Origin of the sequence: Rathayibacter sp. AY2B9, from assembly GCF_002931595.1 — a bacterium.
Classification (GTDB): Bacteria; Actinomycetota; Actinomycetes; order Actinomycetales; family Microbacteriaceae; genus Rathayibacter.
In genome coordinates this window covers 69522-90096 of sequence record NZ_PSUB01000001.1, presented here as the reverse complement: position 1 = coordinate 90096, position 20575 = coordinate 69522, and the positions used below count along the sequence as shown (strand labels likewise).

The following is a 20575-nucleotide window of genomic DNA, read 5'->3' as shown; positions in this document are numbered from 1 at the left end:
CTCCTAGTTGGTGATGGGTTCGTTGAAAGTGAGGTCGCGGATCTCGGAGCGTGCGCGCTTGAGCTCGGCCTTCGCGATGTCGCGCTCGTGCTCGACGTCGTGCAGGGTTTGCGCGAGGGCGTCACGGTCGCCAGAGATCCGGTCGATGAGGTCGCGCTGCACGTTGGCGGCGGCAGACATCGCGTTGATGGTGTCGGTGAGGTTGGTGACGTTCGTGGTGAGCTGCTCGATCTGGCGCTCGTACGCACCGATCACCTTCTCGAGCGAGCCCACCGCAGACTCCTTCGAGGCGCGCTCCTGCTCGGCCATCACGCGGTAGCGGGACACCTGTTCAGACTCGTCCTCGCGGGCGTCCTTGTTCGACGCGAGCGCCGCCGCCGCGCGGGCGTCGATCTTCGCCTTCACGTAGATGCCCAGCACGGAGAGTGTCGGGCCGCCGATGCCGATCGACAGGGCGACGATGAGCTCCGGGGTCACGCCTTCTCGTCCTTCGCTCCACCGATCAGCCGCAACATGCGACTGAACAGCCAGCGGCCTCGCTTGAAGAGGAACACCACCGGCCAGAGGGAGAGGAACACGAGGTGCAGCCGGTCGAGTCCTGTCGTCGAGTTGGCCGACGGCATGATCGACAGCCCGAGCTGCAAGAGCCCGTAGGTCAGCGGGCCGATCATCAGCAGTCCGATGCCGATGAGCTCCCACGGAAGGTGCTCACGACGAAAGATCGCCCAGATAGCGACGAGTGCGCCGAGGATGGTCGCGCTGACAAAGAAGATCGTTGCGGTGCGGTCGACGGCGGTCGAGAACGCTGAGGGAGTCACGATCACGAAGACCAGCACCCACAGCGCTCCCCACGCATAGATGCTGATGTAGTGCTTCTCGTCGCTCGAGAGCGGGCGCTTACGCGTCATGGGTCCTCCTCTCAGAGGGGAGGATCGGCTAGAACTTGCGGGGCGCGGCCGGCTTGGGGAACTGGTCGTCCTTGATCCCCTGAGCGCGCAGGTTCACGTCCTGCTTGCCCTCGATGTTGATCGCGCGGGTGCGGGCGTCCTCAGCGATCTCGCGCGTCTGCTCGATGCGCTCACGGACCTCGCGGAACTTGTTCTCGAGCCACTCTTCGCTGGGCATGTCGTCTTCTTCCTTGTCGGTGTTCTGCTGGTAGGCGCGGGCCTTGGCGACGAGCGCGTCGAGGTCCATGGACGGGCCGGGGCAGGCGGTCGCGTACGAAGCGCCGAAGCGGCTGTACAGTTCGCGATGCCCGAGCACGTGGTCCCGGTCGATGGGGAAGTCGTAGCGGGTGGCGACGTCCGCGATGAGGCGCGCCAGGTGCTCGATAGTGCGCGGGTCGAACCGGTAGTCGGGCGCGAGCGTCGAGTTGATCGTCTCCACCGTGATCGCGCGCCGATCGAACGCGGCACCCTTCCCACCGTCACCGGAAGCGCCAGACGTGAACGCCCGCAGCTCCTCCCGAACCACACCGATCGGACCATCCGGGCCGACCACATAGTTCGCCGACACCTGCTTCGTCGGGATCGTCATCATGTCGACCACCGTCTGATCCCGCGTCGACACCGCGTGATGCACGATGAACCGGTCGATGCGTGCACCCTGCCGTGACGACGACTGGTTGGACTCCTTCGCGCTCGCACGCGACAGCTCCGAATACGTCATGCGCTTCTCCTAGCCGTTCGATCGGCCGAGGTACGAGAACGTGAGTGCCGAGCCGGCCGTGTAGATCGCCGCCGAGGTGGCGACCATAGTCACCCAGACCTTTACCTCGAGATCGCCGCCCGGGTGGTTGATGACGGGTCCGTCGAACTGGTGGCGGACCCGCCGGTTGTCGACGTCCTCGCGGTAGTCGCCGACAACCGACTTCCCGTTGAAGGAGCTGCCGACGAGCATCTCCGAGAACGCGGCAGCCTGGATCGTGTAGTCGCCGTGGATCATGTAGTCACCCTGCGGCGCGTTCCGCCACACTCCGGTGAGAACATCCGTGCGCTCGTTCCGGTTGAGCGGCCGATCCGCCTGAGTGACCATCTGCGACCGCGGAATCCACTTCACGCGCGGCCGGAGATCGGGCTGCTCCCAGTACGTGCCCGACCAGTAGAAAAGCTCGACGGTCAGGTCGCCCGCGGTGGGGTTGTCGGGGATCGCGACCCAGCACAGGCCCGGGAATCGCTTCTCGAGCGGGAACGCGTCGCGCTGCGCGATCGAACCCGCGACAGTCCCCGCGCGCTTCGACACGTCGCGGACCATCTGGTTGAACGCGCCCGGCATCCTGGGCGGCTCGAAAGCACCCATCTGCAGGGCGTGGGAGTCAGAGTCCCGGGTCATGACGGCGTCATCGGCCATGTCAGCTCTCCTCGCTGGTGGTCGGCACGCGTCGGCGGCCGATGATGAAACCGGCGAACACGACGACAGAGTCGCCGGGCGCCGGGTCGGTGATGTGATCCAGGACCTCGACGCGACTGAGCAGTCGGTTGTCCTGAGTGCGGACGGTGGCCGCGAGAACGGTCCGCCCTTGAGCGTCCCTCGAGGGGCCGACGTCGACGATGGAGCCGATGGGTTCCCGTGGGAACGCGAGCCCGTCGACGAGGATCGTTCCGCCGTCACGCGTGATACGGACGGTGTCGCCGGGAGTGGGCATGTAGGAGCCGACGATGCGCAGCAGCATCTCGGAGCCGCTATCGAGGCGGACGCGAGCCCGGTCGCCGTCGGAGCCGATGAACGTGCCGGTCATGGTGTCAGGCAAGGTAGGCGCTCACCTTCATCGTCGGACTAGCCATGTCGATGTCGACGGCCTTGATGCGGACGCGGGCAGAGATCGTCTCCGACCACAGCTGCCCGACGTCGCCCGGCTCGAGGCGCGGATCGACCGGCATCTCGATGGACAGGCCGACCGCCCGCGGAGTCGTATCGGACGCGAACCGTTCCGCGAGGTGCCGATCAACCTGCACCTGCTCAGTGAAAGACCCGACCTTGTACGTCTTCGTCCGCCGCCCCCAAGCACCCTCCACCCGCGGCCCATACCGGAGCGGACCAGAACGAATCCGGTTCTCCGCGATGAGAGTGCGCTGATCGGGCGTCTCCGCGATCACGACGACACGGTTCGGCACATCATCCGAATCCCACTCGTCAACCTGGATGGAACCGACAGCCACCCCGGGAGCCGACGCGAACGCACCATCGTGCAGAGAGAACGAAGGAGCCGGCCACTCGTCGGGCCGGATGCCAACCGAGCCATCCCAGCGCATGTACGGTTCGCCGCCGACCAGCTTCACGAGATCGAACACCGCCTCGAGGCGGTTCTCCGGGTACTCGACAAGCGCCGACACGTACGCGTTACGCTCCACACGCACAGGTAGCCCCAGCAGGTCGGCGAGCTCGCTGCTGATCGAACGGCCAACCGTCGACTGCATGACGTCCGAGATCGGTTCGCGCAAGGTCCCGGCGAAAGCGTCATCGAGGCGCACCGTGATCGTTTCCGCCGTGGTGCGGCGGACCCCTCCGACGTTCGCGAAGCCCTTGTCCTGCGCTTGCGGCTTCGTGATCTCGAACTTCCCGAGGACCGTCGCCGAATGGAACCGGCCAGAGCGCACATGACAGGTGACCTCGAGCCAGTTCCCGTACGGGGAAAGTGGGTCGTTGACGTGCTTCGGTTCGTGGGAGCGGCCGGAAACGTCAGCGAACGCGAGGGTCGCCGAGCCGCTGCCGCACACCTGCCGGGTCGAGTCGAAGTTGAGACGCCCGTTCACGATCGGCACCACAGGGATCGTCTCGCGATCCCACTCGCGGAGTGCGCGTGCAGTGTACGTGACCGCGTGATCGCCCGACAGGACCCGGTCGAGGCCTTCCGATCCCGGCCTCACCGCGACGCCCAACCGACGAGCTTCGGGGACCGCATCGCATCCGCCCAGGAAGTGAACGCCGCGTTGAACCCCGACCATCCGCCGTTGTCGACGAGCCACTTCTCGAGGTCAGCCCACGACGCCGTCCGGGCGACGGGACGCGTTGCCCAACCCAGCGGAATGAGCGACCGGTTCGCGGCAGCCCACGTCGGGAAGGTCAGGTTGAACCCCTCCCACCCGAAGTTGTCGCGCAGCCAAGCCGTCCAGTCCTCCGACGTCACGATCGGCTCCACGAGCGCCGGTGCGGGAGGCTGCACCTCGGTCGCGGTGAGCGTCCACTCCGCGCGCGGGTTGCCGTTCCCGTCGCCGCCCGGCCACCACTGCGGCTGCGGCTGATCCACGCGCGCGAAGAACGTGCGAGGGATGAGCGGCGGGACGTTGCCTGCGACACGGAAGCAGAGAACACCGGAACCGAGATCCTCGTCGTAGCCACCGAGGAGCGCCTCGAGCGCTTCCGCTTCGTCGTCCTGGTAGGTGACGACGTCGAGTGAGAGCTGCGACCAGCCTGCGCGGACCGTGCTGACCGAAACGGGAACCGAGCGGTTCGTGATGGGAACGATCCCGCCGCCGAGCGGTCGGCTACCCCCAGTGATCGCGTTCTTGCCGAGCGCGAGAGTCAGTGCGTTCGCGGGCCGGATCGGGTCGTGGATCGTGACGGTGCTCGGCTTCGTCTGCATCCGCACCGGACCCGACTCCGCCGTACCGAGCACCGCGCCCGCCGCGTCAACAGCAGTCGCAACGTAGGTCACGGCGATGCCGAACGGCGTCTCGAAGTCGCGGACGAACAGGTCATCGTTGCGATCAAGATCCACGAAACCGCGAGTCAGGAACTCCCGACGCTTTTGCCTCCGAGTCACGGTGACGGTCGACGTGCCAGCAGGCACAGACTCGACCGTCACCTCAGCGTGAGGAGTGAGCACCCCGAGAGGACGTGCGGCGGCGGTGACGATCATGATCTCCACTTCCCTCGCTGGCTGTCCTGCTCGATGCGATCAGTCGCCTCGCGCACGACGCCGCGAACAGTGCCCAGGAAGGCGCCCGAATCGAGGTACAGGTTTCCGACAAGTTCGCGAGGACCGCTTGTCGCTGGCGGGGCCTGAACCAAAGTGGTTCCGCCTTCCGACATCGCCTCAACGCCCATGCGACGCATCGTCTCGGCGAGGATCGCCATCGACCGCGGCGAACCGTCGAGCGGGATGTACGCCTCGGGGACGTCCGACCGGTCACCCACCACACGCCATGTCGACGCGGGAACCATCTGCGCGATCGGCTGCATGGGAGTGAGGCCTCGCATGCCGCCCTGCGCGAAGAACTCCATGACGCCGCCATCGGCCTTGTATGCAGCGGCAACAGCGCCACGGTCGGCGCCGGTGGTCTGCACCACCTGGTTGATGACGACGTCGCGCCGGCCCGGGATGTTGTTGAGGTCCCGGACGAACTGGTCGATCTTGGCCGTCGCTGTGGCAGTGTCCGCGGTGACGATCACCGAGCCGTCGGGCAGCGTGACGATCGCGTTGCCCAGCAGCTCTACGTTGCCGCGCTGCTGATTCGCGTTCGAGTCGAAGTAAGTGCTCTTCTGACCGGGCGTCTGGTTGATCGTCCCGATCAGGTCGCGAGCCTGCTCCTCGGTGAGGCCCATCTGCACGAGCTGCCCGACGAGCGCGTTTGTCGCCGTGTCGTAGCGGCCCGCGAGCTGCTCCTGCGACTCACCTGCAGCGCCCGCCGCGGCGACCTCCTCGGACATCGCGGAGATGGAGTTGCGGACCTGCTGCTCGAGCGTGGCCCCCGATTCCGACGCGGAGAGGTTCGCGAGGTCGACCCCGTCGAGGGCGATCTTCGAGCCGTCGGCTGAGTAGCCGACCGCGTCGATCGCCGACGCGAGGGCCATGGTCTTGTCGTTGAGGAAGCCGAGGTCGATCTGCGGGTCGAAGAACTCGTTGAACTTGCCGCGACCGTTCTCGAGGTTGTCGCTCAGCCCGCGGATGTTCCCTGCAGCGGCCTCCGCCTTCTCGTCGAAGACGTCCATGTCGGACGCGAGGTCCTCGATCTCGGTCGTGTCCTGCCCGAGCAGGTGCATCAGATTCGCGATCAGCAGGACCGCGTCACGTCCGGGACCAGCGACGAACTCGCCGAACGCCTCCGTACCACCCGCGGCCGACTCGATGATCGACTGCCCGAAGTCGATCGCGCCGTTCACCATGTCCGACAGGAACTGCAGGACAGGCCCGCGATTCTCGGTCACGAACGTCGCGAGCTCACCCAGACCCTCACCGAACGCGCCAGCCAGAGCGCCCTTCACGCCGTTCGAGGCGACCTCGATACTGCGGAGGGCTCCCTCGATCTTCGACGCGTCGTTGCTCGCGAGAGTGTCAAACATCTTCTGCGCCGAGCCGGTCACGCCGTTCAGCTGGTCCACCGCCGTGCTGAGATCCAGGTTGAACAGCGCCGAACCGAGATCCTCCGCCTGCGTGCCGAACAGCGCCACAGCCGCCGCGTTACGGGCGACCGGGTCCTCGATCGCGCGCAAGCCGTCGAGCACCTGGTCGAGTCCCTGCTTCGCGGAATCGCCGCCGGCCGCGATCTTCGCGGTCATCTCCTCAGCGCTCAGCCCGAGCGCCTCAAAGCCTGCAGCGCTTGTCTTCGAGCCGTCAGTGGCGCGGATCTGGAATTCCTTCAGCGCGTCGGCGGCGAGGTCGCTGTTACGCGCGCCACCCTCGAGGCCCTGATTGATGAGCCCCAGCGCTTCCTCACCGGAAAGCCCGAGACGCTGGAACAGCGCCGGGTACTCCGTGAGAGTGTCGACGAGATCTTCGTTGCGGTTCACGCCCTCGCGTGCACCCGTCGCAAGAAGATCGAAAGCCTCCTCGGCGGACTTCGCGAGCCCCGACCGCAGCAGGGTCGTCACCGCGGCGGCAACCGGCTGGATGTCCTCGCCGAGCACGTCGGCGATACCAGACAGGCCCTGAATGACCTTCTGAGCCTCGCGGTTCGTGGCCTCCGGGTCGATCAGCCCGAACTGCAGACCCAGACGGGTCGTGTCCATGTTCTGCTCGATCGACTCGCCGAAGCCATTCGCGTACGCCTCAGACGCCGAACGCCCGAAGCGCAGCGCATCCTGCTCACTGATGCCAGTGAGGGCTTGCAGGCGGTCGAAGTTCTTCTCCTGAGCGAGCCCATCCTGGAACGCCTCAAGGATCGCGTCAGCCGCAGCCTTGCCGATGCCGACGACAGCGCCCACGATCGGGATGGTCGCCAGGGCGGCGATGATGCTCGTGCCGAAGTTCTTGCCCGCATCGTCGCCCGAAGCGCCTGCAGCGGACTCAGCGTCCTCGAACGCTTCCTCCGCCGGCGAAGTATCCGCGTCGACCGTGACCTCGGCGCGAGTAGAGCGCAGGGCCGTGAGAGTCCGATCCACGCGAGACAGCTGCGCTTCAGCTCGCGCGATGTCAGCGTCCACCGACACCCGCGGCGAGATCGCGGTCAGGTAGTCGATCTGCTCACGGATCTTCGCGGCTTCAGCCTCGGCCTTCGACACGTCAGCGTCGATCTTGACGAGAGTCGCCCGCGAGACGAGACGCTTAGCCTCGTCCTCGACACGGCCCATGCCCTTGAGAGCGTCGGCCGTGTCGGCGCCGATCTTCTTGGTGGTCTTCTGCTTCTCGATCCGGTCGCCGCTGGACTTGACGTCCTTCTCGGCCTTCGCGACCTGGTCGGTGTTCGCCGTGAAGAGGACTTCGAGTTCCGCAGCGCGCAGACCAGCCATCGGTCACCTCCTGGTCAGAGCGAGCCGGAGTCGAGTGTTCGAGTCCAGGAGGGAGAAGATCACCGTCCGCACACCCGGCCACGGACGAGCGAGGACAGCAGGGTCATACAGGTCGATGTTGCGTTCGGCGAGCTCTGCGACGACCAGGCGCCAGTGAGAGACGATCGCCAGCAGGGAACCGTCAACCTCCGGGGCGGCGGCTGCCGCGGTCTGCGCAGCCGCCTCCGTCACCGACTTAGGCAGCCGGTAGTCCGCGTAGATCGGTATCCCATCAGAGTCGACGTCTATCGGCTCGCCGACGCCGTACTGCGCCCACTCTTGCGGGGTGAGCGCCGACGCGCTTTTGGGGCGGCCACGTCACCGCCCGCAGGCACGTCACGCGGAGTCCACAGGATCGTCGCGAGCATGTCCGCGTACTCACGGCCGCGCGCCCAATAAAAGACCGCGTAGTACGCCATTCGGTCGATTGTCTGCGACGGAACACCATCCGCAGCCATCTCGCGCCACGCGTTACCCAGCGCAGGGTGGTGGCCGGGCTTGATCGTCGCCAGAAGCGACTGCACCTCAGCAGGCACCTCGCCCTGGACCAGCCCCAGCTCCACCTCGCCACGCACCGCGCACGCGAGGACCAGCTTCGCGCCCTCAACGCTGGGCGGCTGCACACGGTACTCGCGGCCACCCAGCGTCAGGACGAGATCAGGCGCGACCCAGGACCCGAAGTCGATCGCGCTCACGGGTTACGCTCCCGAGTCGTCGTCGTCCCACCCAGTGAACGGGTTCGCGATGACCGAGTAGGAGCCGACACCGGTGAGGGTCCACGCCCACACCTCGACCGACCCGTCGGGGCCGGTGTTCGAGCGGGAGAACGCGACGGACGCGACACCCTGGCCGGCGTCGGTCGGGTTCGGCTTGCCGGTCTCGGGCTTGTGGTACCAGCGGACCTCGATCTGCGCGTCGGTGCCCTTCGCCGTCGGGAGGGTTCGCTCGCGCAGTGCCTCGATCTCGGGCAGGTACTCACCGGTGGTCGCCGAACGGTTCACCTGCGTCGAGAAGCTGACCGCGAAGTCCCAGCCGGTGACCTCCTGGTTCTGCGCGCCCAGGTCGTCGTACGTCTGGCCGTCCTGCAGCCGCGACGTCGGCGTGTGGCTGAAGTTGAACATGCGCCGCACCGGAATCCAGGTGGGAGCTGCGGTGGTGCCGGTGTTCACGTCGAGTCCGTATTCGAAGGACTTGCCGATCGTGGTGCCAGCGGGAAGAGGTACGCGGTTTGCCATTAGATTTCCTCCGGGTTGTCGAAGACGATTAGGTAGTTCTCGGTGCGCTCTTGGCGCCTGTTGGAGTCCGCACCCAGAGGGGTCAAGGACTGGCGGCTTATGCCGCTGATGCCGTCCACGCGGGACAAGCCGTGTAGGGCTGAGAACGCTTGCGAAGCCAGACGGTCAGCGGACGCGACGTCGCCGACCGCACCCCGGACGCGCAGCTGCACACGCCGCGACGACACGAACTCGATCGGATCGTCAGTGCCGCCGTACAGCCGCACCCCGACAGCGCGATCCGGCGTCTCACCGATCGCCCCGTAGAAGACGCCCACCTTTGAGGCGGAGTACGCGGGACCGGTCTCGCGCCACACCCAGCCGTCAATGCGGCCGAGTAACGCGCAAATGGTTTTCGTGAGCGTGACGTCATCCACCGAGCTCCCCCTGAACGCGCTTAGCGATGATCGAAGGGACGCGCGGCCGGATCTCGTCAGCTGCCGTCTCAAGGAACTTCGGCCCGCCACCACGAGGATGCTCGTACTCGAGGTTCTCGTGCTGCAGACGAGCGACGAACGAGCCGTAGCCGGCCTGAGCGGTGAGATCGTCGACCCGAGCGAACGCGGAGTCGGCTGTCTCGCCGGTGTCCTTCGGTGACAGTTCGTTGGATCGTGCGATCACCGTTTCGGCCACCTCGAGGAGTCCCGCCTGAGCGGCTTTCTCGATCAGCGACAGGACAGGGCGGTAGTAGGCCATCCGCGCCCCCTCACTTCAGGTACAGCGTCTGGAATGACGGCAGAGTCGGGTGCTGCCCTCGGGTGATCGAGATGACCGGCGCTTCACGCTCACCCGTCAGGCCCGGCCAGACGGTGACCATTGAGCCCAACGGGATGACCTCGTCAAAGTCGACGGTCACCTGCGTGCTGGATGTCGTTTCCGAACTCGAAGAAGTCGTGACCGTCTCGGTGCTGTCGACGACAAAACATGCGACGTCTCGCGCTTCGTCGTACCCGCCGCCCATGCCGCCACCCGAGCCATACGCCCGGACTACAGCGACATGCGGCTTGAAGTAGTCAGGCAGCCGCACTGTCACTCGGACCACCACAGCGGGTCATCCGTCGGCCGATAATCGACCATGCTGACCGTGAACGCCTCCTGCACCCGAGGACGCAGCATCCGCTTGTGCTCATCGGTCAGCATCAGCGTGCGACCCGGCCGATCAAACGACCACGACTCCGAAAACGGACCCATCGAACGAGACTTCTGAGTCACCGGGTCGACGTTCGCGTCCGTCATCATGACGTAGACGACCATCTCCCGAGACACCGTCCGCCGGACCGCAGCATCCGCGGGAGTCAACGGCGCGACAGGCGGCGCATACGCGTCGATCCTGACCGCCGCGTCCTCGAGCAGAGCCGCAGCACGCGCCTCCTGGCCTGCAGGGAAGCCCGGCCAGATGGCCTGCACGTCCTCAGCGGTCGCATAGACCATGACCGGGCCTCCCAGCTACTTACTCGCCGCGCGGGTGCGCTTCGGCTTCTCGTCCGCGTCCGGCTCCCACTCGGAACCGAGCTCGGCGGCGGTGACCTCGTCGACCACCACCACCGAGCGGGTCTCCTTGTTGCGGAAACGCATCAGACCGTCTTGTCCTCGATGACCGCGAAGCGGTTCGCGAAGACGTACCAGCCGTAGACGATCTCGAGACGCAGGGCGATCTGGTTGCGGCGCTTCAGGTCGCCCTGGCCGTCCGGGTCACCGAAACGGATGATCTCGATGGGCAGCTCACGCTGCACGCCCCACCGGATGCCGTTCTGGAAGTCACCGACGATCGCGCGGACCTTCGTGTCCGTCGCCTCCGGGGTGCCCGAAACGGTGTCGCCCTGGGCCACCGGGACGCCGTAGAAGTCGGTGATGTTGGTGCCGAACCCGAGCTGCGGGTAGCGGACGTCCGACGTGGCGCCGGAACCGTCGCGACGCTTCAGGTTCGCCAGCGACCACGCGAACTTCGGGTCGATCGCCGCACCGTTCACGGCGGTCGGAGTCGATGAGTTCACGAGCAGGCCGACAGCCGCACGGAAGTCATCGTCAGCGTCAGCGGTCGCGATCTCCACGCGCTTCGTGGACGCGGTGACGTAGTTGTCCCACGACGTGATCGCAGCGCCCGTGAGCGGGTTGATGCGGTGGTAGAGACCGAGGTCCAGGCCACGCGACAGCGCAGTCTGGCCGGCGTCAGCAACCTCGCGGAGAATGCCGAGCTGGTAGTCCTCGTCCGCCCACTGAACCTCCTCGTTGAAGCGGAGGGTCACCTGCCCCTTGTGGGGCTTCGCGGTCACCGAGCCGAAGGAAGTCGAGGTCGACGCCTTGTTCGCGCCCTCCTCGACGTACTCCATCTTCGGGAAGTCGTTGAACGTGATGAAGTCGGTCTCACCGAAGCGCATCGGCTCCCGGTTGGAGAGACGAGCGACCGTCGAGAGGGTCTTGGTGGTCTTGATCATGCCGTCCGCGATATTGCGGGGCAGCAGGACCTTGGCATCGGCGGAACCGAATACAGCCATGAGTGTGTCCTTTCAGGAACGGGAGGGGAGGGTCAGTCGCCGTCACCCGGGCTGAAGAGGCTGCGCACTGCCGCGCGCTCCTCCGCATCCGTGGCTGCGGGCTTATTGGGGCTGTCGCCCTGGTTGGGGATGACCGGCGCTTCCTGCGCCGTGAGGAGAGGCTTCAGAACCGCCGCATGCGCTTCGAGCTCTTCCTTCGAAGAACCCCGCAACACATCCGCGTGCACGCCCGTCGCCTTCGCGACCTCAGCGCGCCACGACGACAACTGCTCCTTCGCCTCGAAACCGGAAACCTTCGTCTCCGCCTCCGCAGCGCGAGCCTCTGCCTTCTCGCGGGCCTTCTCGAGCGCCGTCTTCTCCGACTCGGCAGCGTCAGCCCGTGTCTTCAGCTCGCCATAGTCGGCGTACTTCGCTTCGACGCGCGCGATGCGCTCCTTCACCAGACCATCGAACGCTTCCTGCGAATCGATCGTGACGGGGAACTCCATGTGCTTCTCCTTGTGCCCCGATTGACCGCTCGGGTAGGCGTAAACCCGCCGGAAGCGGGTGGTCTAGTTGGGTTGCTCGTCCGGCGGGAACGTCGAATCGACCCAGTCGCGGACTTTCGCGTTGTGCTCGGCCTTCTCACGCGGAGACATGCCGCCCGTGTACCGCGACGCCTCGTAAGCGCGCACATCGACCTCGGGAGCATTCGGGTCCCACGACGGGACAGCCACGCAGCCGCAATCGTTATGAGCCGCGAAATCCGCGTCGTACTTGTAGACGCCCTTCGTCGCGAGCGTCTTACAGAACCGGCATCCAGTCGCACGAGCACGGCGATACCAGCCCGAAGCGCGCGGATCTTTGGTCGTCGCGCCCACAATCGTCAACCGTGACGGCTCCACCACATACCGTTCGACCGGCGCCAGCAGAGACGGCAAAGTCAACGCCGCAGCCCCGGTGAACAAGTACTGCGCTGAAAAGCGCACGATCCGTTCGACGCGGAACTGCTCGACCGGATCAGCGACCTGCGCGCGGAACCGGCCCGGGATGTCCGCGCCGGCCCGCACCTCGTCGTACCAGTCCGCCGCAACCGACGCCGCACCCTCACCGAACGAACGCACCAGAAGCGGCACGTACCGCAGCAACGCGTCACGCACCGCTTCAGGCTTCTCGAGATTCAGCGAACCGAAGAACGCGTCCAGCTCCTCACGCACCTGACGGGCGACGCCAGCCTGCAACGTCCGCAGGACGTTCGCCTGCTCCGTCGTCACCAACGCCTACGCCTCCGCAGCGGGAGCCACAGGAGCGGCAGGCGTAGCGGGCTCACGAGCGGCCAGAAGAGCCTGCATCGTCGACGAACCCTGCGCGCGACGCTTGTCCGCGAGCAGACGCGTCACCTCAGCATTCGAGAAGCCCGCGTACTCGAGAGCAACCTCCGTGTCACCCAGCCACGGGAAGACCGTCACCAGCTTCGACAGAGCATCAGCGGCCGTCACAGGCGACGTAAACGCCGGGTTCAGCCAGTTCGCCTTGATCTGACGCAGCTCGTCCGTCTCCGCCGTCCGACCATCACGCAGCATCACCGTGCGACGAGCGACCTGACGAAGCGACGCACCGAAACCACGAGTCGCGGAACGGGCCGCCACGATCAGATCCTTCTCCGCCGCATACAGGGCCTCCGCCGACGGCGGATTGTCCTGCACGATGCCCAGCGACGAGATCGGGAGGCCCGTCTCGCCCGCGAACTGCGAGGCGTACAGCCTGTGCAGATCCGTGAGCGGCTGAGTCGTCATCTGCGGCAGCTGCGACACCTGAGGAAGATCGCCGTTCTCGTCACGCGTAATCGCGAACCAACGATCAATCGCCGCCTGCCACTTGCCCCGCGTGAACGCATCCGCAGCCACACCCAGGGCCAGCATCCGAGGAGCGGCGTAGAAGTCAGCGCCGATCTCCGTGCGCACCACGTTCATCAGCGCCTTGTCGGTGATCGACATGACCGCACGCGTGATCCGCGACCGACCGAACGGCCGATCCAGCTGCGGGTCATACGTCACAGGCTCAGCAAGAACCTCACCCAGCTGGTTTGGGCGACGATCCGCCACCCAAGCACCAGAAGGACGACGCGAACACATCAGAACCACGTCAGGCAGGTACACGTCCATCGCAGACGGCACACCATGATCGTCAACATCCGAGATCGCCAGGAACGCAGACACCGCACGCCGCCGCTTATCCCACAACGCAGCCGACCACTCCGCAGAACGCGGCATGATCAGAACCGCCGGCTCACCCGACGCCACATCACCCTTCGCAGTCGTGATGAACGCACACGAATGCTTCAGCGACGACGTGATCGTCTGCGGCAGCTCAAGATCGAAACGGTTAGCGTCCAGGATCGCACCCAGATCGAACGGGTCCTGATCCTGCCCCGGCGTCACAAAACCATCGAAGATAGTCCGCTGCGCCAGGCCCGAAACAGCCTTCTCCGGCCACCCCAAAACAGACCTGATACGCGCGAACGCCTCCGGAGGAATGTTCCCCGACGGCTTCAGCGCCATCTTCCCGTCGTAATACGAAGACCGGATCACGTTCCGCGGATACTTGTCCCGCCACGTAGCCAGCAGAGACCGGATCACCTGCAGCTCAGTATCCGTCACGTTCGTCATGAACCGCGGCAGAGCATCAAACGCCGAAGAAGGGGCAATAGCGATCACAAAATCACCTGCTTCCGACCTGGCACTCGTTTACTCGTCCTCGCCCCGAACAGGGCAAGACTCACGGACTCGATCGGGGTCTCATCACCAGACGGCGTCGTCGCATTCCAGCCCCACGCGCCAGAAGCCGACCGCTTCTTCATGTCACACACAGCCACAGACTGATCCAGGACCGCCTGCCCCTCAGAAGCAAGATGAGTCAGCGACCCATCCTTCACGGCCTCCCACGTCATTGCACACGCCGTCGTATAGTCCGGCGTCGTCGCAACATGAATGACCGCCTCAGGAACACCACGATCACGCAGCGCCTGCTTCAAAACCTTCGCGCCGGCAGCGCCAGAGATGACAATCGAGGCCGCAGAACGCCACGACGCCGCCAGCCAGTCAGCCAGAGCGCCAATACCAAGCTCGACAGGCCCGGACTGCGCATCAATCAACTCCACATGGATGCCCTCGTCATGCTTACGCGCGCCGGCCAGAGAAACCCGCGAACCATCCTGCGAGAACGCGACACCATACGACGCCACACCAGTAGGAGCTTCGAAGACGCCGCGCTTCTGCCAGAGATCGGCGGAGATGAGGCGAGAACCTGCCTGGTCGTCATCCCAGATACCAAGACCCTCGCGCCGGAACGACTCAGGGCCAAGATTCTTGAGCATCCGCAGCACAGCAGTCCGCGGCGTGCGCTTCGGGAACGACGCGTTAGCCTTCGCGACCGCAGACCAATCCACGAACTTCGGAGCCCACCCAGCAGGATTCACATCCGCGTCAGCAGAGAACTCGAGGTACACCATGTCGTCCGAATCGCCCGACAGGGCTTCGCGGCGACGCGACTTGAACACCTCACCAGCATCCGTCGGCCGCGGAGGCGTACCGATCAGGAAAATCAGCGGGTTAGCCGCCTGATTCGTCGTAGGAACCAAGTCATCCATCGTCTTCTCGGTCAGCCGCTGCGCCTCATCCATGACCAGGACGCCGACCTTCGTGAAGCCCAGACCGAAACCACGCTCACGCGCCCCAAACAGGATGCGCGAACCATTCATGAACTCGATCGCCTCATCGCCAGAACCGAGCAGCACACGCTTCACGTACGGCGAGATCTTCGGCTTCCGAGCCAGACCCTGCATCGACCGGAACGTCTCACCAGCAGTCGCCAACTGGTGCGCCGTCCAAATGACCAGCAGGCCAGGATTCAACAGACACAGCGCGAAAATCACAGCGCCAATGAAGAACGTCTTACCGACCTGGCGCGGGATCGAAATAACCACGCCGCCGATGGTCGCGGCGTAGGAGCCATCCGCTCGCTTGGCGAACACCACCTTGCCGGCGCCGTCCTGCCACGGATCGAACTCGATCCCCAACTTCAAGCACTCAGCATGGACCGCCGGCCAGCCAGTCGACACGATCCCCGACGGCAACACCAGATGACGAGCAGCCTCAGATAGCCGCGGCGTCGAAGCTCTCGTCTGCGACACCAACGCCACCACCAGCCTCCTCACGCTTCCGCGCGAGAATCACATCGATCTCCTTGCCCAGCTCAATCTGACGACGAGACAGAGACGCGAGATCCCGAGGCGGACAATTCGGGTCATCCAAAGCACGCGCAATCCGACGACGCATCAGCTGCAGCTCATCGAGAGTCGAACCCTCCTCCGCAGCCTGCTCAATCGACGTCGGCTTCGCCTTCGGAGCCGGCTCGCCCGCACCCACAGCACGCAGTCGTCGCTCAGCCATCACGACCACCTCCTGTGGAAAAACTGCGATAGGTAGAACGGCGCTATCCCCCCGGGGGCGCTGTCCCCCAACCCGGAGGGGGTGGTGCCCCGTCGGGTTGGGTTCAGCCGGCCGGTCCCCATCCGCTCGAGGCGATGATGGGCGGCTGCGGCGGTTGAGGTTCGGGGTCGTCCCCGTCGCTTCGTTGCCGGTTACACCAGCATTCGGTGCAAGAGACGGGTGTTGTCTCTTGCCAGTGGGTCACCGCCACGGCTGACGTGCCGGATCTCGTCGACTACGGGGAAGCGTGGGTCCTCGGTGGTCAGGTCGCGTGCCATTGCTGTGCCGAGCCAGTCGCCGGGCCAGGGGCAGGGCGGCCAGCTGCAGTGTGCGCCGGCTGCGAGTAGGCGGGTGCGTAGTTCGCGGCGCCTGTGCCCGTTGGCGTATCGCGGGTTGGTGCTCATGCTTTGTCTTCGTCGATGGCGTCGAGTAGCCGTCGGCGCGTGTCGTCGTTGATGCGTGCGCCGATGGACCATGCGTAGATGGGCGCCCCGAAGCTGTCAAAGCCGATGGGTTCGGGTTCGGTCACTGGTGGGTCCGTGCGTTGGTGACGCGCTGGTAGACGAGACAGGTGGCGCAACTGCCGACTTGGTGGCCGAGGTCGCAGTGTTGGCAGGCGTTGAGGTGGTCGCCGTATTCGGTCATGTCTGATCCGCATGAGCAGGACGTCATTGTCTGCTCCCCTCGTTACGGGTGTTGCCTCGTGCTCGCGTCGCTTGCGTGTGCGCTTAGCTGCTGTGTCGACGGCCGAGGCAAGTGGTGTCGCAGTTCTCGTCTACCCGTCGGCGACATGCCGTTCGTCTGCCGTGCGGGTAGGGCTGGCTGCGAGGCGTTGAACGCAGAAAGGCCCCCGCCGAAGCGAGGGCCTTCCAGTGAAGTGTTCCGGTTGGCTCTGGGCAGAGCTATCCGAGGTGCTCCCATTATCGCGATTCAAGCGGTGGTTTGCAACTCGTCTTTCTCTCCCAGTTCGAGTCCGAGTTCACTGATGGCGTCGATGCCGGTCCATGTGGCGGAACAGCCTCGGTTTCGGCAGGTCACTTTCTCGCGGGTGACGATGCCTTCGTTGTCCTTGCGGTAGGTGAGCTCGAGGGGATGCTTGACAGTGTCGCCGTCCGCGTTAACCCATGCGTCGCCGCACACGGGGCATGGCAGCGTGACTTCGAGGCTCTTGGGCGGGTCTTGCCTGTCGAGGATTGACCACAGCCAGCGCCGCAGCTGCCCGAGGTAGAAGTCGTCTGCGAGCATGTCGGTGCGTTGGTAGGCGATGTACCACTGGCGGAGGTTGTGGATGGCGCGTTCACCCCACGTGCCATCGGTGGAGATGGGTGCCGCGACGATCTGGCACCAGTCGCGGATTCCGTTTGTCATCATCGTGAACTCGTAGAGCGCGCCGGAGTTGATGATCGATCTGGTGTGCGCTGGTGAGGCAGATCCTCCGTCGCTGTTTGTGGATGGGGTGATTGCCCTTTCGAGCCAGAGGATGGGTGCGGGGATGTCGACGGGCACGGATCTGATGAAGGTGCCGTCGTCCGCGGTTTGGGTGACGTGTTCGATGCGGCCGATGGTGAGCGCATCGACGGCATCGAGGAGGGGCGTGGTGGTCATCAAAGCCCCCTGGCGTTCTTGGCAAGTCCTAGCAGTCCGTCGTACATCTGGTCGTCCTCAACAAAAAATGCGGGGGCGGCATAGCTGGTGTTCTTGCCGTCCGCATCGAAGTAGGGCGCGTTGTTCACAATCTGCCCGAGTCGCATATCGGGGTGCAGATACCAAGCGGCCCGTAGCGCTTGTATCATGGGCTCAATGCGCTGTACGTCGCGGGTCATGTCGTCTCCTGTTCGTGTTCGCGGTGCATGTGGTCGATCCAGAGCGACCGGACCGGGAAGGTTTCGTGGCAGTGAGGGCACGTCATGCGGTGGGCTCCTCGGGGTACTTCGCTCTCAGCTCCGCAAGCATCCTCAGCTCGCCCTCTCGCCGACGAGCTTTTTGCCGAGCCTTGGCTCGCTCGTTCTCGGCGATCTCTTCCGGCGTAGCGGCATCGACCCAAACAACGGTCGCCCAGTTCAGGCCGACATTTTCGAGCGGTACTCCTGGCGCATGCTTCTCGAGGTAGGCAAGAAGGTCCGGAAGTGATACACGCCCCTTCATGCCGACGTAGTTGTGTCGCTGGTTCTCGCTGTAGCTGCGGTTCTTGGTGCGATTGATCTCGCCGCTCCACTGAACTTCCCATTTCAGGTTGTCGCTCATGCGGTGCCTCCTTCGGGTGCGGCGACGACCCGGAAGCTGCCTTCCTGGTTGATCTCTTCGCGCACAACCTCGTCGGAGTAAATGCATTGCGACGGAAAGCCGTTGCGCCGTGCCTTCTCTTCAACGTCGTGTGGGGCTGGAAGCAGTTCCCATGCAGGCTCAAGTCCTGGCTTGTATGGGCGCAGTCGCACGAACCACCATTCACCGATCGCAATGACGGTTCCGGGAGTTGCGGGCAGGGCGATGGGCTCCGGTTCTGGCTCCCAGAGGACTTCCGCAGGTATCGGGAGGTTGGAGTCGTCCCGGTCGAGCCTGGTGGCGTTTGCGAGCCAGGCTCGACCGTTTACGTCAGACAATTCGTAGAGCCAGCCTTCATGGGTGCGGACGATGGTTCCAGGCCGAGCGCCTACGACGTGCGTACGGTGTACGAGAGTGCGCGTCATGCTTCTTCTCCTTCGGGTACAGGGAAAGCCCGCCCTCCGTGTGGAGTGACGGGCTTTCCGGTGGTCGGGTTTCGGTCGGGTTCACGCGAACCCTTCACGGTGCAGGGGGTGCGGAAAGGTGCTCCTGCATGGCGGCCGCATACCGCGCAAGTTCCCGGTCGGGTGACGTGTCGATCAGGTGCTCGATGTACGCGGTGTCGTCGAGGTCGACCGGTTCCGGCTGTTCGCGGTGTATGCGGCCGGCTCGATAGGTGGTCTCGTACTCATGCATTCTCGAGCGCCGTTTCAATGCGTTCTCGCGGCAAGTCCCGGTATTGCATGCGTCCGACCGGGCTGCGGTACGAGCAGCGGTACACGGCGCCCTGCCCACGGAACACGACGTAACGCGGGCCGGACGGTGTCAGGCGGAATGACTTGCCGATCAGCGGGTCACGCACGGTCGCCCTCCTCTTCGACCCGGGCTTCTGGGAAGCGGCGGTAGTGGTCAGCGGAGAAGCGGCGGTGCCGTCGCCAGAATCCCCGGTCCTTCGCCTTCGGGCGGTACAGGCGCACCTTCACCCGCTGATTGGCTGCAGCTCGGAGGATTGCCGGGTACAGCTCGACCGTCACTCGCTTCTGCCCGAACGAGTCAGGTCCGTCGAACTCGACGCGCGCTCCGGAACCGAACCAGTAGTTGCCACCGTTTTGTCGGATCATGACGGTGTCATGGTTGGCGTAGACGCGCGCACCGGCACCGATGGTGATGATCGGGGACTTCTTCGGATCGATGTAGAGCGCGTAAGTGTCGCGATCCGGGGTCAGGGGTTCAGTGTCAGCCACGATCGGCTCCTTCCATGTATGCGATGCCGCTGTCTCCGCGTGCAACATGCGCGAGGACGGTGAGTGCGGCGAGGGTGACGAGGATGCGCACGGTCAGTCCCACGCTCAAAACGGCAGCTCAGCGGTGTCGGTTGCGGCGGGTGCGAATGCGTCGGCTTCCCACTGGTTGACCGATGCAGCTACGGGACGGGACGGTGCGGTCGCGGCGGGGGCGTCCTTGTGGTCACGGAACCGGGCCTTGTTGATCGTGTGCTCGACGCCGCCGGGACGAGTCGCGCCTTCACGGTCGGTCCACGGTTCGCCGATCTTCGTGGACAGGACGCCGGACAGGCTCACCTGCTGGCCGACGGTGAGTGGCGTCTCCTCGTCGAACCAGACGGCCCAGCGGCGCTTCATGTCCTTGCCCTGCGCCTGCCACGCTTCGATGACGGTGTAGCCCTTGCCGCCGCGCTTGGCGTAGTCGACGGTTCCGGTGATGTTTGCGAATGCCATCAGCTGGCTCTCTTTCTCTTGTCCATGGGCATCGGTCCGGGGATTCCGACCGAAGGAAGGTTGAGGCGTAGGCGAATCGCCCGCACGCCGTTGGTGGTCATGCCGATCTGCTTGGCGATCTCCCCATCGGAGAATCGTTTGCGGTGGAAGAGGATCACTTGCTTTTCGCGTTCGCGCCGCTGTTCGACGCGCGACATGACGGTGGGCGCAAGTTGCTCCATGAGTACTTCGGAGGCGCACTCGTCCATCTTGAGATTCCGCTCCTCGGCCAGATCGAAGAGCAGCTCTGCATGCTCATCGCTGATATTGAGTGTGATCTTCACCTTCTTGCTCCTCTCGTTGACAGCGGGCACAGACGGGCTCTAGACGCGTCAGGGGGTAGCCGGGGTGACGGGAACACGTCGGGGTGCTTTCGATTGCTCTACGGGCCGTCGAGAGCCTGTGTGCGCCGCGTATGACGTGCGCCGGCATCAGGTACTCCGTCGACTCGCGGCGATGCTGGATGATCGCGTCCCGTGCGAGGGCCACGTCGAGATGGCCGACGATCTCCCACCACGCGTTCACCGTCTCCGGGGCGACCGTGCGGTTGTCGATGATCGACGCGTACGTCAGCAGTTCGGAACACTCACGCG

The 20575-nt window shown here is 65.0% G+C and carries 31 protein-coding genes; all 31 read right to left on the bottom strand.

Annotated features, from left to right (window positions below; genetic code table 11):
* Positions 1 to 3: 3 nt before the first annotated feature.
* A complete protein-coding gene (locus tag C5C25_RS00490; protein ID WP_104249418.1) occupies positions 4 to 477 on the bottom strand; it encodes a hypothetical protein in 474 nt (157 codons plus the stop codon).
* Positions 474 to 908 (bottom strand): hypothetical protein, encoded by a 435-nt coding sequence (locus C5C25_RS00485; RefSeq protein WP_104249417.1) that lies wholly within the window; start codon positions 906 to 908, stop codon positions 474 to 476. The genes C5C25_RS00490 and C5C25_RS00485 overlap by 4 nt, the downstream gene beginning before the upstream one ends.
* Positions 909 to 936: 28 nt before the next feature.
* The gene (locus C5C25_RS00480; protein WP_104249416.1) at positions 937 to 1668 is read right to left on the bottom strand and encodes a peptidoglycan recognition family protein; all 732 of its coding nucleotides are present in this window, start codon (positions 1666 to 1668) and stop codon (positions 937 to 939) included.
* 9 nt (positions 1669 to 1677) lie between these two features.
* A complete protein-coding gene (locus tag C5C25_RS00475) occupies positions 1678 to 2349 on the bottom strand; it encodes a hypothetical protein (protein WP_104249415.1) in 672 nt (223 codons plus the stop codon).
* A 1-nt stretch (position 2350) separates the two neighbouring features.
* Positions 2351 to 2737 carry a hypothetical protein gene (locus tag C5C25_RS00470; RefSeq protein ID WP_104249414.1) on the bottom strand — a complete coding sequence of 129 codons (387 nt, stop codon included), beginning with the start codon at positions 2735 to 2737 and terminating at the stop codon, positions 2351 to 2353.
* A 4-nt stretch (positions 2738 to 2741) separates the two neighbouring features.
* On the bottom strand, positions 2742 to 3878 hold the full coding sequence (locus tag C5C25_RS00465; RefSeq protein ID WP_104249413.1) for a hypothetical protein: 1137 nt from the start codon (positions 3876 to 3878) through the stop codon (positions 2742 to 2744).
* Positions 3863 to 4858, bottom strand: a complete 996-nt coding sequence (locus tag C5C25_RS00460) for a hypothetical protein (protein ID WP_146079398.1) — start codon at positions 4856 to 4858, stop codon at positions 3863 to 3865. Before C5C25_RS00460 ends, C5C25_RS00465 begins: the two co-directional genes overlap by 16 nt.
* Entirely contained in the window at positions 4855 to 7668 is a 2814-nt protein-coding gene (locus C5C25_RS00455) for a phage tail tape measure protein (protein ID WP_104249411.1), read from the bottom strand. Before C5C25_RS00455 ends, C5C25_RS00460 begins: the two co-directional genes overlap by 4 nt.
* A gap of 284 nt (positions 7669 to 7952) precedes the next feature.
* Entirely contained in the window at positions 7953 to 8402 is a 450-nt protein-coding gene (locus tag C5C25_RS00445; RefSeq protein ID WP_104249409.1) for a hypothetical protein, read from the bottom strand.
* 3 nt (positions 8403 to 8405) lie between these two features.
* Entirely contained in the window at positions 8406 to 8942 is a 537-nt protein-coding gene (locus tag C5C25_RS00440) for a phage tail tube protein (RefSeq protein ID WP_146079397.1), read from the bottom strand.
* On the bottom strand, positions 8942 to 9358 hold the full coding sequence (locus C5C25_RS00435) for a minor capsid protein (RefSeq protein WP_104249407.1): 417 nt from the start codon (positions 9356 to 9358) through the stop codon (positions 8942 to 8944). The genes C5C25_RS00440 and C5C25_RS00435 overlap by 1 nt, the downstream gene beginning before the upstream one ends.
* Complete coding sequence (locus C5C25_RS00430; RefSeq protein WP_104249406.1) at positions 9351 to 9677, bottom strand: hypothetical protein; 327 nt, start codon at positions 9675 to 9677, stop codon at positions 9351 to 9353. The genes C5C25_RS00435 and C5C25_RS00430 overlap by 8 nt, the downstream gene beginning before the upstream one ends.
* Positions 9678 to 9687: 10 nt before the next feature.
* Positions 9688 to 10026 carry a hypothetical protein gene (locus C5C25_RS00425; RefSeq protein ID WP_146079396.1) on the bottom strand — a complete coding sequence of 113 codons (339 nt, stop codon included), beginning with the start codon at positions 10024 to 10026 and terminating at the stop codon, positions 9688 to 9690.
* Positions 10011 to 10412, bottom strand: a complete 402-nt coding sequence (locus tag C5C25_RS00420; protein ID WP_104249404.1) for a Gp19/Gp15/Gp42 family protein — start codon at positions 10410 to 10412, stop codon at positions 10011 to 10013. Before C5C25_RS00420 ends, C5C25_RS00425 begins: the two co-directional genes overlap by 16 nt.
* A gap of 15 nt (positions 10413 to 10427) precedes the next feature.
* Complete coding sequence (locus C5C25_RS16705; protein WP_258069304.1) at positions 10428 to 10556, bottom strand: hypothetical protein; 129 nt, start codon at positions 10554 to 10556, stop codon at positions 10428 to 10430.
* On the bottom strand, positions 10556 to 11476 hold the full coding sequence (locus C5C25_RS00415) for a phage major capsid protein (RefSeq protein ID WP_104249403.1): 921 nt from the start codon (positions 11474 to 11476) through the stop codon (positions 10556 to 10558). Before C5C25_RS00415 ends, C5C25_RS16705 begins: the two co-directional genes overlap by 1 nt.
* A 32-nt stretch (positions 11477 to 11508) precedes the next feature.
* Positions 11509 to 11964 carry a hypothetical protein gene (locus tag C5C25_RS00410; protein ID WP_104249402.1) on the bottom strand — a complete coding sequence of 152 codons (456 nt, stop codon included), beginning with the start codon at positions 11962 to 11964 and terminating at the stop codon, positions 11509 to 11511.
* A 63-nt stretch (positions 11965 to 12027) separates the two neighbouring features.
* A complete protein-coding gene (locus C5C25_RS00405) occupies positions 12028 to 12729 on the bottom strand; it encodes a hypothetical protein (RefSeq protein WP_104249401.1) in 702 nt (233 codons plus the stop codon).
* 6 nt (positions 12730 to 12735) lie between these two features.
* Positions 12736 to 14172 carry a phage portal protein gene (locus C5C25_RS00400; protein ID WP_104249400.1) on the bottom strand — a complete coding sequence of 479 codons (1437 nt, stop codon included), beginning with the start codon at positions 14170 to 14172 and terminating at the stop codon, positions 12736 to 12738.
* The gene (locus C5C25_RS00395; protein WP_146079395.1) at positions 14169 to 15539 is read right to left on the bottom strand and encodes a terminase; all 1371 of its coding nucleotides are present in this window, start codon (positions 15537 to 15539) and stop codon (positions 14169 to 14171) included. The genes C5C25_RS00400 and C5C25_RS00395 overlap by 4 nt, the downstream gene beginning before the upstream one ends.
* A gap of 70 nt (positions 15540 to 15609) precedes the next feature.
* A complete protein-coding gene (locus C5C25_RS16215; RefSeq protein WP_146079394.1) occupies positions 15610 to 15909 on the bottom strand; it encodes a hypothetical protein in 300 nt (99 codons plus the stop codon).
* A 436-nt stretch (positions 15910 to 16345) separates the two neighbouring features.
* Positions 16346 to 16474, bottom strand: coding sequence for a hypothetical protein (locus C5C25_RS16700; RefSeq protein WP_258069303.1), 129 nt, complete (start codon positions 16472 to 16474; stop codon positions 16346 to 16348).
* 401 nt (positions 16475 to 16875) lie between these two features.
* Complete coding sequence (locus C5C25_RS00390; RefSeq protein WP_104249398.1) at positions 16876 to 17550, bottom strand: hypothetical protein; 675 nt, start codon at positions 17548 to 17550, stop codon at positions 16876 to 16878.
* Positions 17550 to 17768, bottom strand: a complete 219-nt coding sequence (locus tag C5C25_RS00385) for a hypothetical protein (RefSeq protein ID WP_104249397.1) — start codon at positions 17766 to 17768, stop codon at positions 17550 to 17552. Before C5C25_RS00385 ends, C5C25_RS00390 begins: the two co-directional genes overlap by 1 nt.
* An 82-nt stretch (positions 17769 to 17850) precedes the next feature.
* Entirely contained in the window at positions 17851 to 18189 is a 339-nt protein-coding gene (locus C5C25_RS16210; RefSeq protein ID WP_146079393.1) for a hypothetical protein, read from the bottom strand.
* Complete coding sequence (locus C5C25_RS16205; RefSeq protein ID WP_146079392.1) at positions 18186 to 18632, bottom strand: hypothetical protein; 447 nt, start codon at positions 18630 to 18632, stop codon at positions 18186 to 18188. Before C5C25_RS16205 ends, C5C25_RS16210 begins: the two co-directional genes overlap by 4 nt.
* 94 nt (positions 18633 to 18726) lie before the next feature.
* Complete coding sequence (locus tag C5C25_RS16365; RefSeq protein WP_181133602.1) at positions 18727 to 18903, bottom strand: hypothetical protein; 177 nt, start codon at positions 18901 to 18903, stop codon at positions 18727 to 18729.
* The gene (locus tag C5C25_RS16360; protein WP_181133601.1) at positions 18896 to 19069 is read right to left on the bottom strand and encodes a hypothetical protein; all 174 of its coding nucleotides are present in this window, start codon (positions 19067 to 19069) and stop codon (positions 18896 to 18898) included. Before C5C25_RS16360 ends, C5C25_RS16365 begins: the two co-directional genes overlap by 8 nt.
* Entirely contained in the window at positions 19062 to 19451 is a 390-nt protein-coding gene (locus C5C25_RS00380) for a hypothetical protein (protein WP_104249396.1), read from the bottom strand. Before C5C25_RS00380 ends, C5C25_RS16360 begins: the two co-directional genes overlap by 8 nt.
* Positions 19452 to 19556: 105 nt before the next feature.
* Positions 19557 to 19943: a hypothetical protein gene (locus C5C25_RS00375; protein ID WP_104249395.1), complete on the bottom strand. Its 387-nt coding sequence runs from the start codon at positions 19941 to 19943 to the stop codon at positions 19557 to 19559.
* On the bottom strand, positions 19943 to 20266 hold the full coding sequence (locus tag C5C25_RS00370) for a hypothetical protein (RefSeq protein WP_104249394.1): 324 nt from the start codon (positions 20264 to 20266) through the stop codon (positions 19943 to 19945). Before C5C25_RS00370 ends, C5C25_RS00375 begins: the two co-directional genes overlap by 1 nt.
* Between the last annotated feature and the right edge of the window lie 309 nt (positions 20267 to 20575).

Excerpts from the sequence above, each read along its gene's own strand:
- C5C25_RS00485 (WP_104249417.1), bottom strand. The coding sequence starts at position 908 with ATGACGCGTAAGCGCCCGCTCTCGAGCGACGAGAAGCACTACATCAGC.
- C5C25_RS00480 (WP_104249416.1), bottom strand. The coding sequence starts at position 1,668 with ATGACGTATTCGGAGCTGTCGCGTGCGAGCGCGAAGGAGTCCAACCAG.
- C5C25_RS00475 (WP_104249415.1), bottom strand. The coding sequence starts at position 2,349 with ATGGCCGATGACGCCGTCATGACCCGGGACTCTGACTCCCACGCCCTG.
- C5C25_RS00470 (WP_104249414.1), bottom strand. The coding sequence starts at position 2,737 with ATGACCGGCACGTTCATCGGCTCCGACGGCGACCGGGCTCGCGTCCGC.
- C5C25_RS00460 (WP_146079398.1), bottom strand. The coding sequence starts at position 4,858 with ATGATCGTCACCGCCGCCGCACGTCCTCTCGGGGTGCTCACTCCTCAC.
- C5C25_RS00455 (WP_104249411.1), bottom strand. The coding sequence starts at position 7,668 with ATGGCTGGTCTGCGCGCTGCGGAACTCGAAGTCCTCTTCACGGCGAAC.
- C5C25_RS00440 (WP_146079397.1), bottom strand. The coding sequence starts at position 8,942 with ATGGCAAACCGCGTACCTCTTCCCGCTGGCACCACGATCGGCAAGTCC.
- C5C25_RS00430 (WP_104249406.1), bottom strand. The coding sequence starts at position 9,677 with ATGGCCTACTACCGCCCTGTCCTGTCGCTGATCGAGAAAGCCGCTCAG.
- C5C25_RS00420 (WP_104249404.1), bottom strand. The coding sequence starts at position 10,412 with ATGGTCTATGCGACCGCTGAGGACGTGCAGGCCATCTGGCCGGGCTTC.
- C5C25_RS16705 (WP_258069304.1), bottom strand. The coding sequence starts at position 10,556 with ATGCGTTTCCGCAACAAGGAGACCCGCTCGGTGGTGGTGGTCGACGAG.
- C5C25_RS00415 (WP_104249403.1), bottom strand. The coding sequence starts at position 11,476 with ATGGCTGTATTCGGTTCCGCCGATGCCAAGGTCCTGCTGCCCCGCAAT.
- C5C25_RS00410 (WP_104249402.1), bottom strand. The coding sequence starts at position 11,964 with ATGGAGTTCCCCGTCACGATCGATTCGCAGGAAGCGTTCGATGGTCTG.
- C5C25_RS00390 (WP_104249398.1), bottom strand. The coding sequence starts at position 17,550 with ATGACCACCACGCCCCTCCTCGATGCCGTCGATGCGCTCACCATCGGC.
- C5C25_RS00385 (WP_104249397.1), bottom strand. The coding sequence starts at position 17,768 with ATGACCCGCGACGTACAGCGCATTGAGCCCATGATACAAGCGCTACGG.
- C5C25_RS16210 (WP_146079393.1), bottom strand. The coding sequence starts at position 18,189 with ATGAGCGACAACCTGAAATGGGAAGTTCAGTGGAGCGGCGAGATCAAT.
- C5C25_RS16205 (WP_146079392.1), bottom strand. The coding sequence starts at position 18,632 with ATGACGCGCACTCTCGTACACCGTACGCACGTCGTAGGCGCTCGGCCT.
- C5C25_RS16365 (WP_181133602.1), bottom strand. The coding sequence starts at position 18,903 with ATGCATGAGTACGAGACCACCTATCGAGCCGGCCGCATACACCGCGAA.
- C5C25_RS00375 (WP_104249395.1), bottom strand. The coding sequence starts at position 19,943 with ATGGCATTCGCAAACATCACCGGAACCGTCGACTACGCCAAGCGCGGC.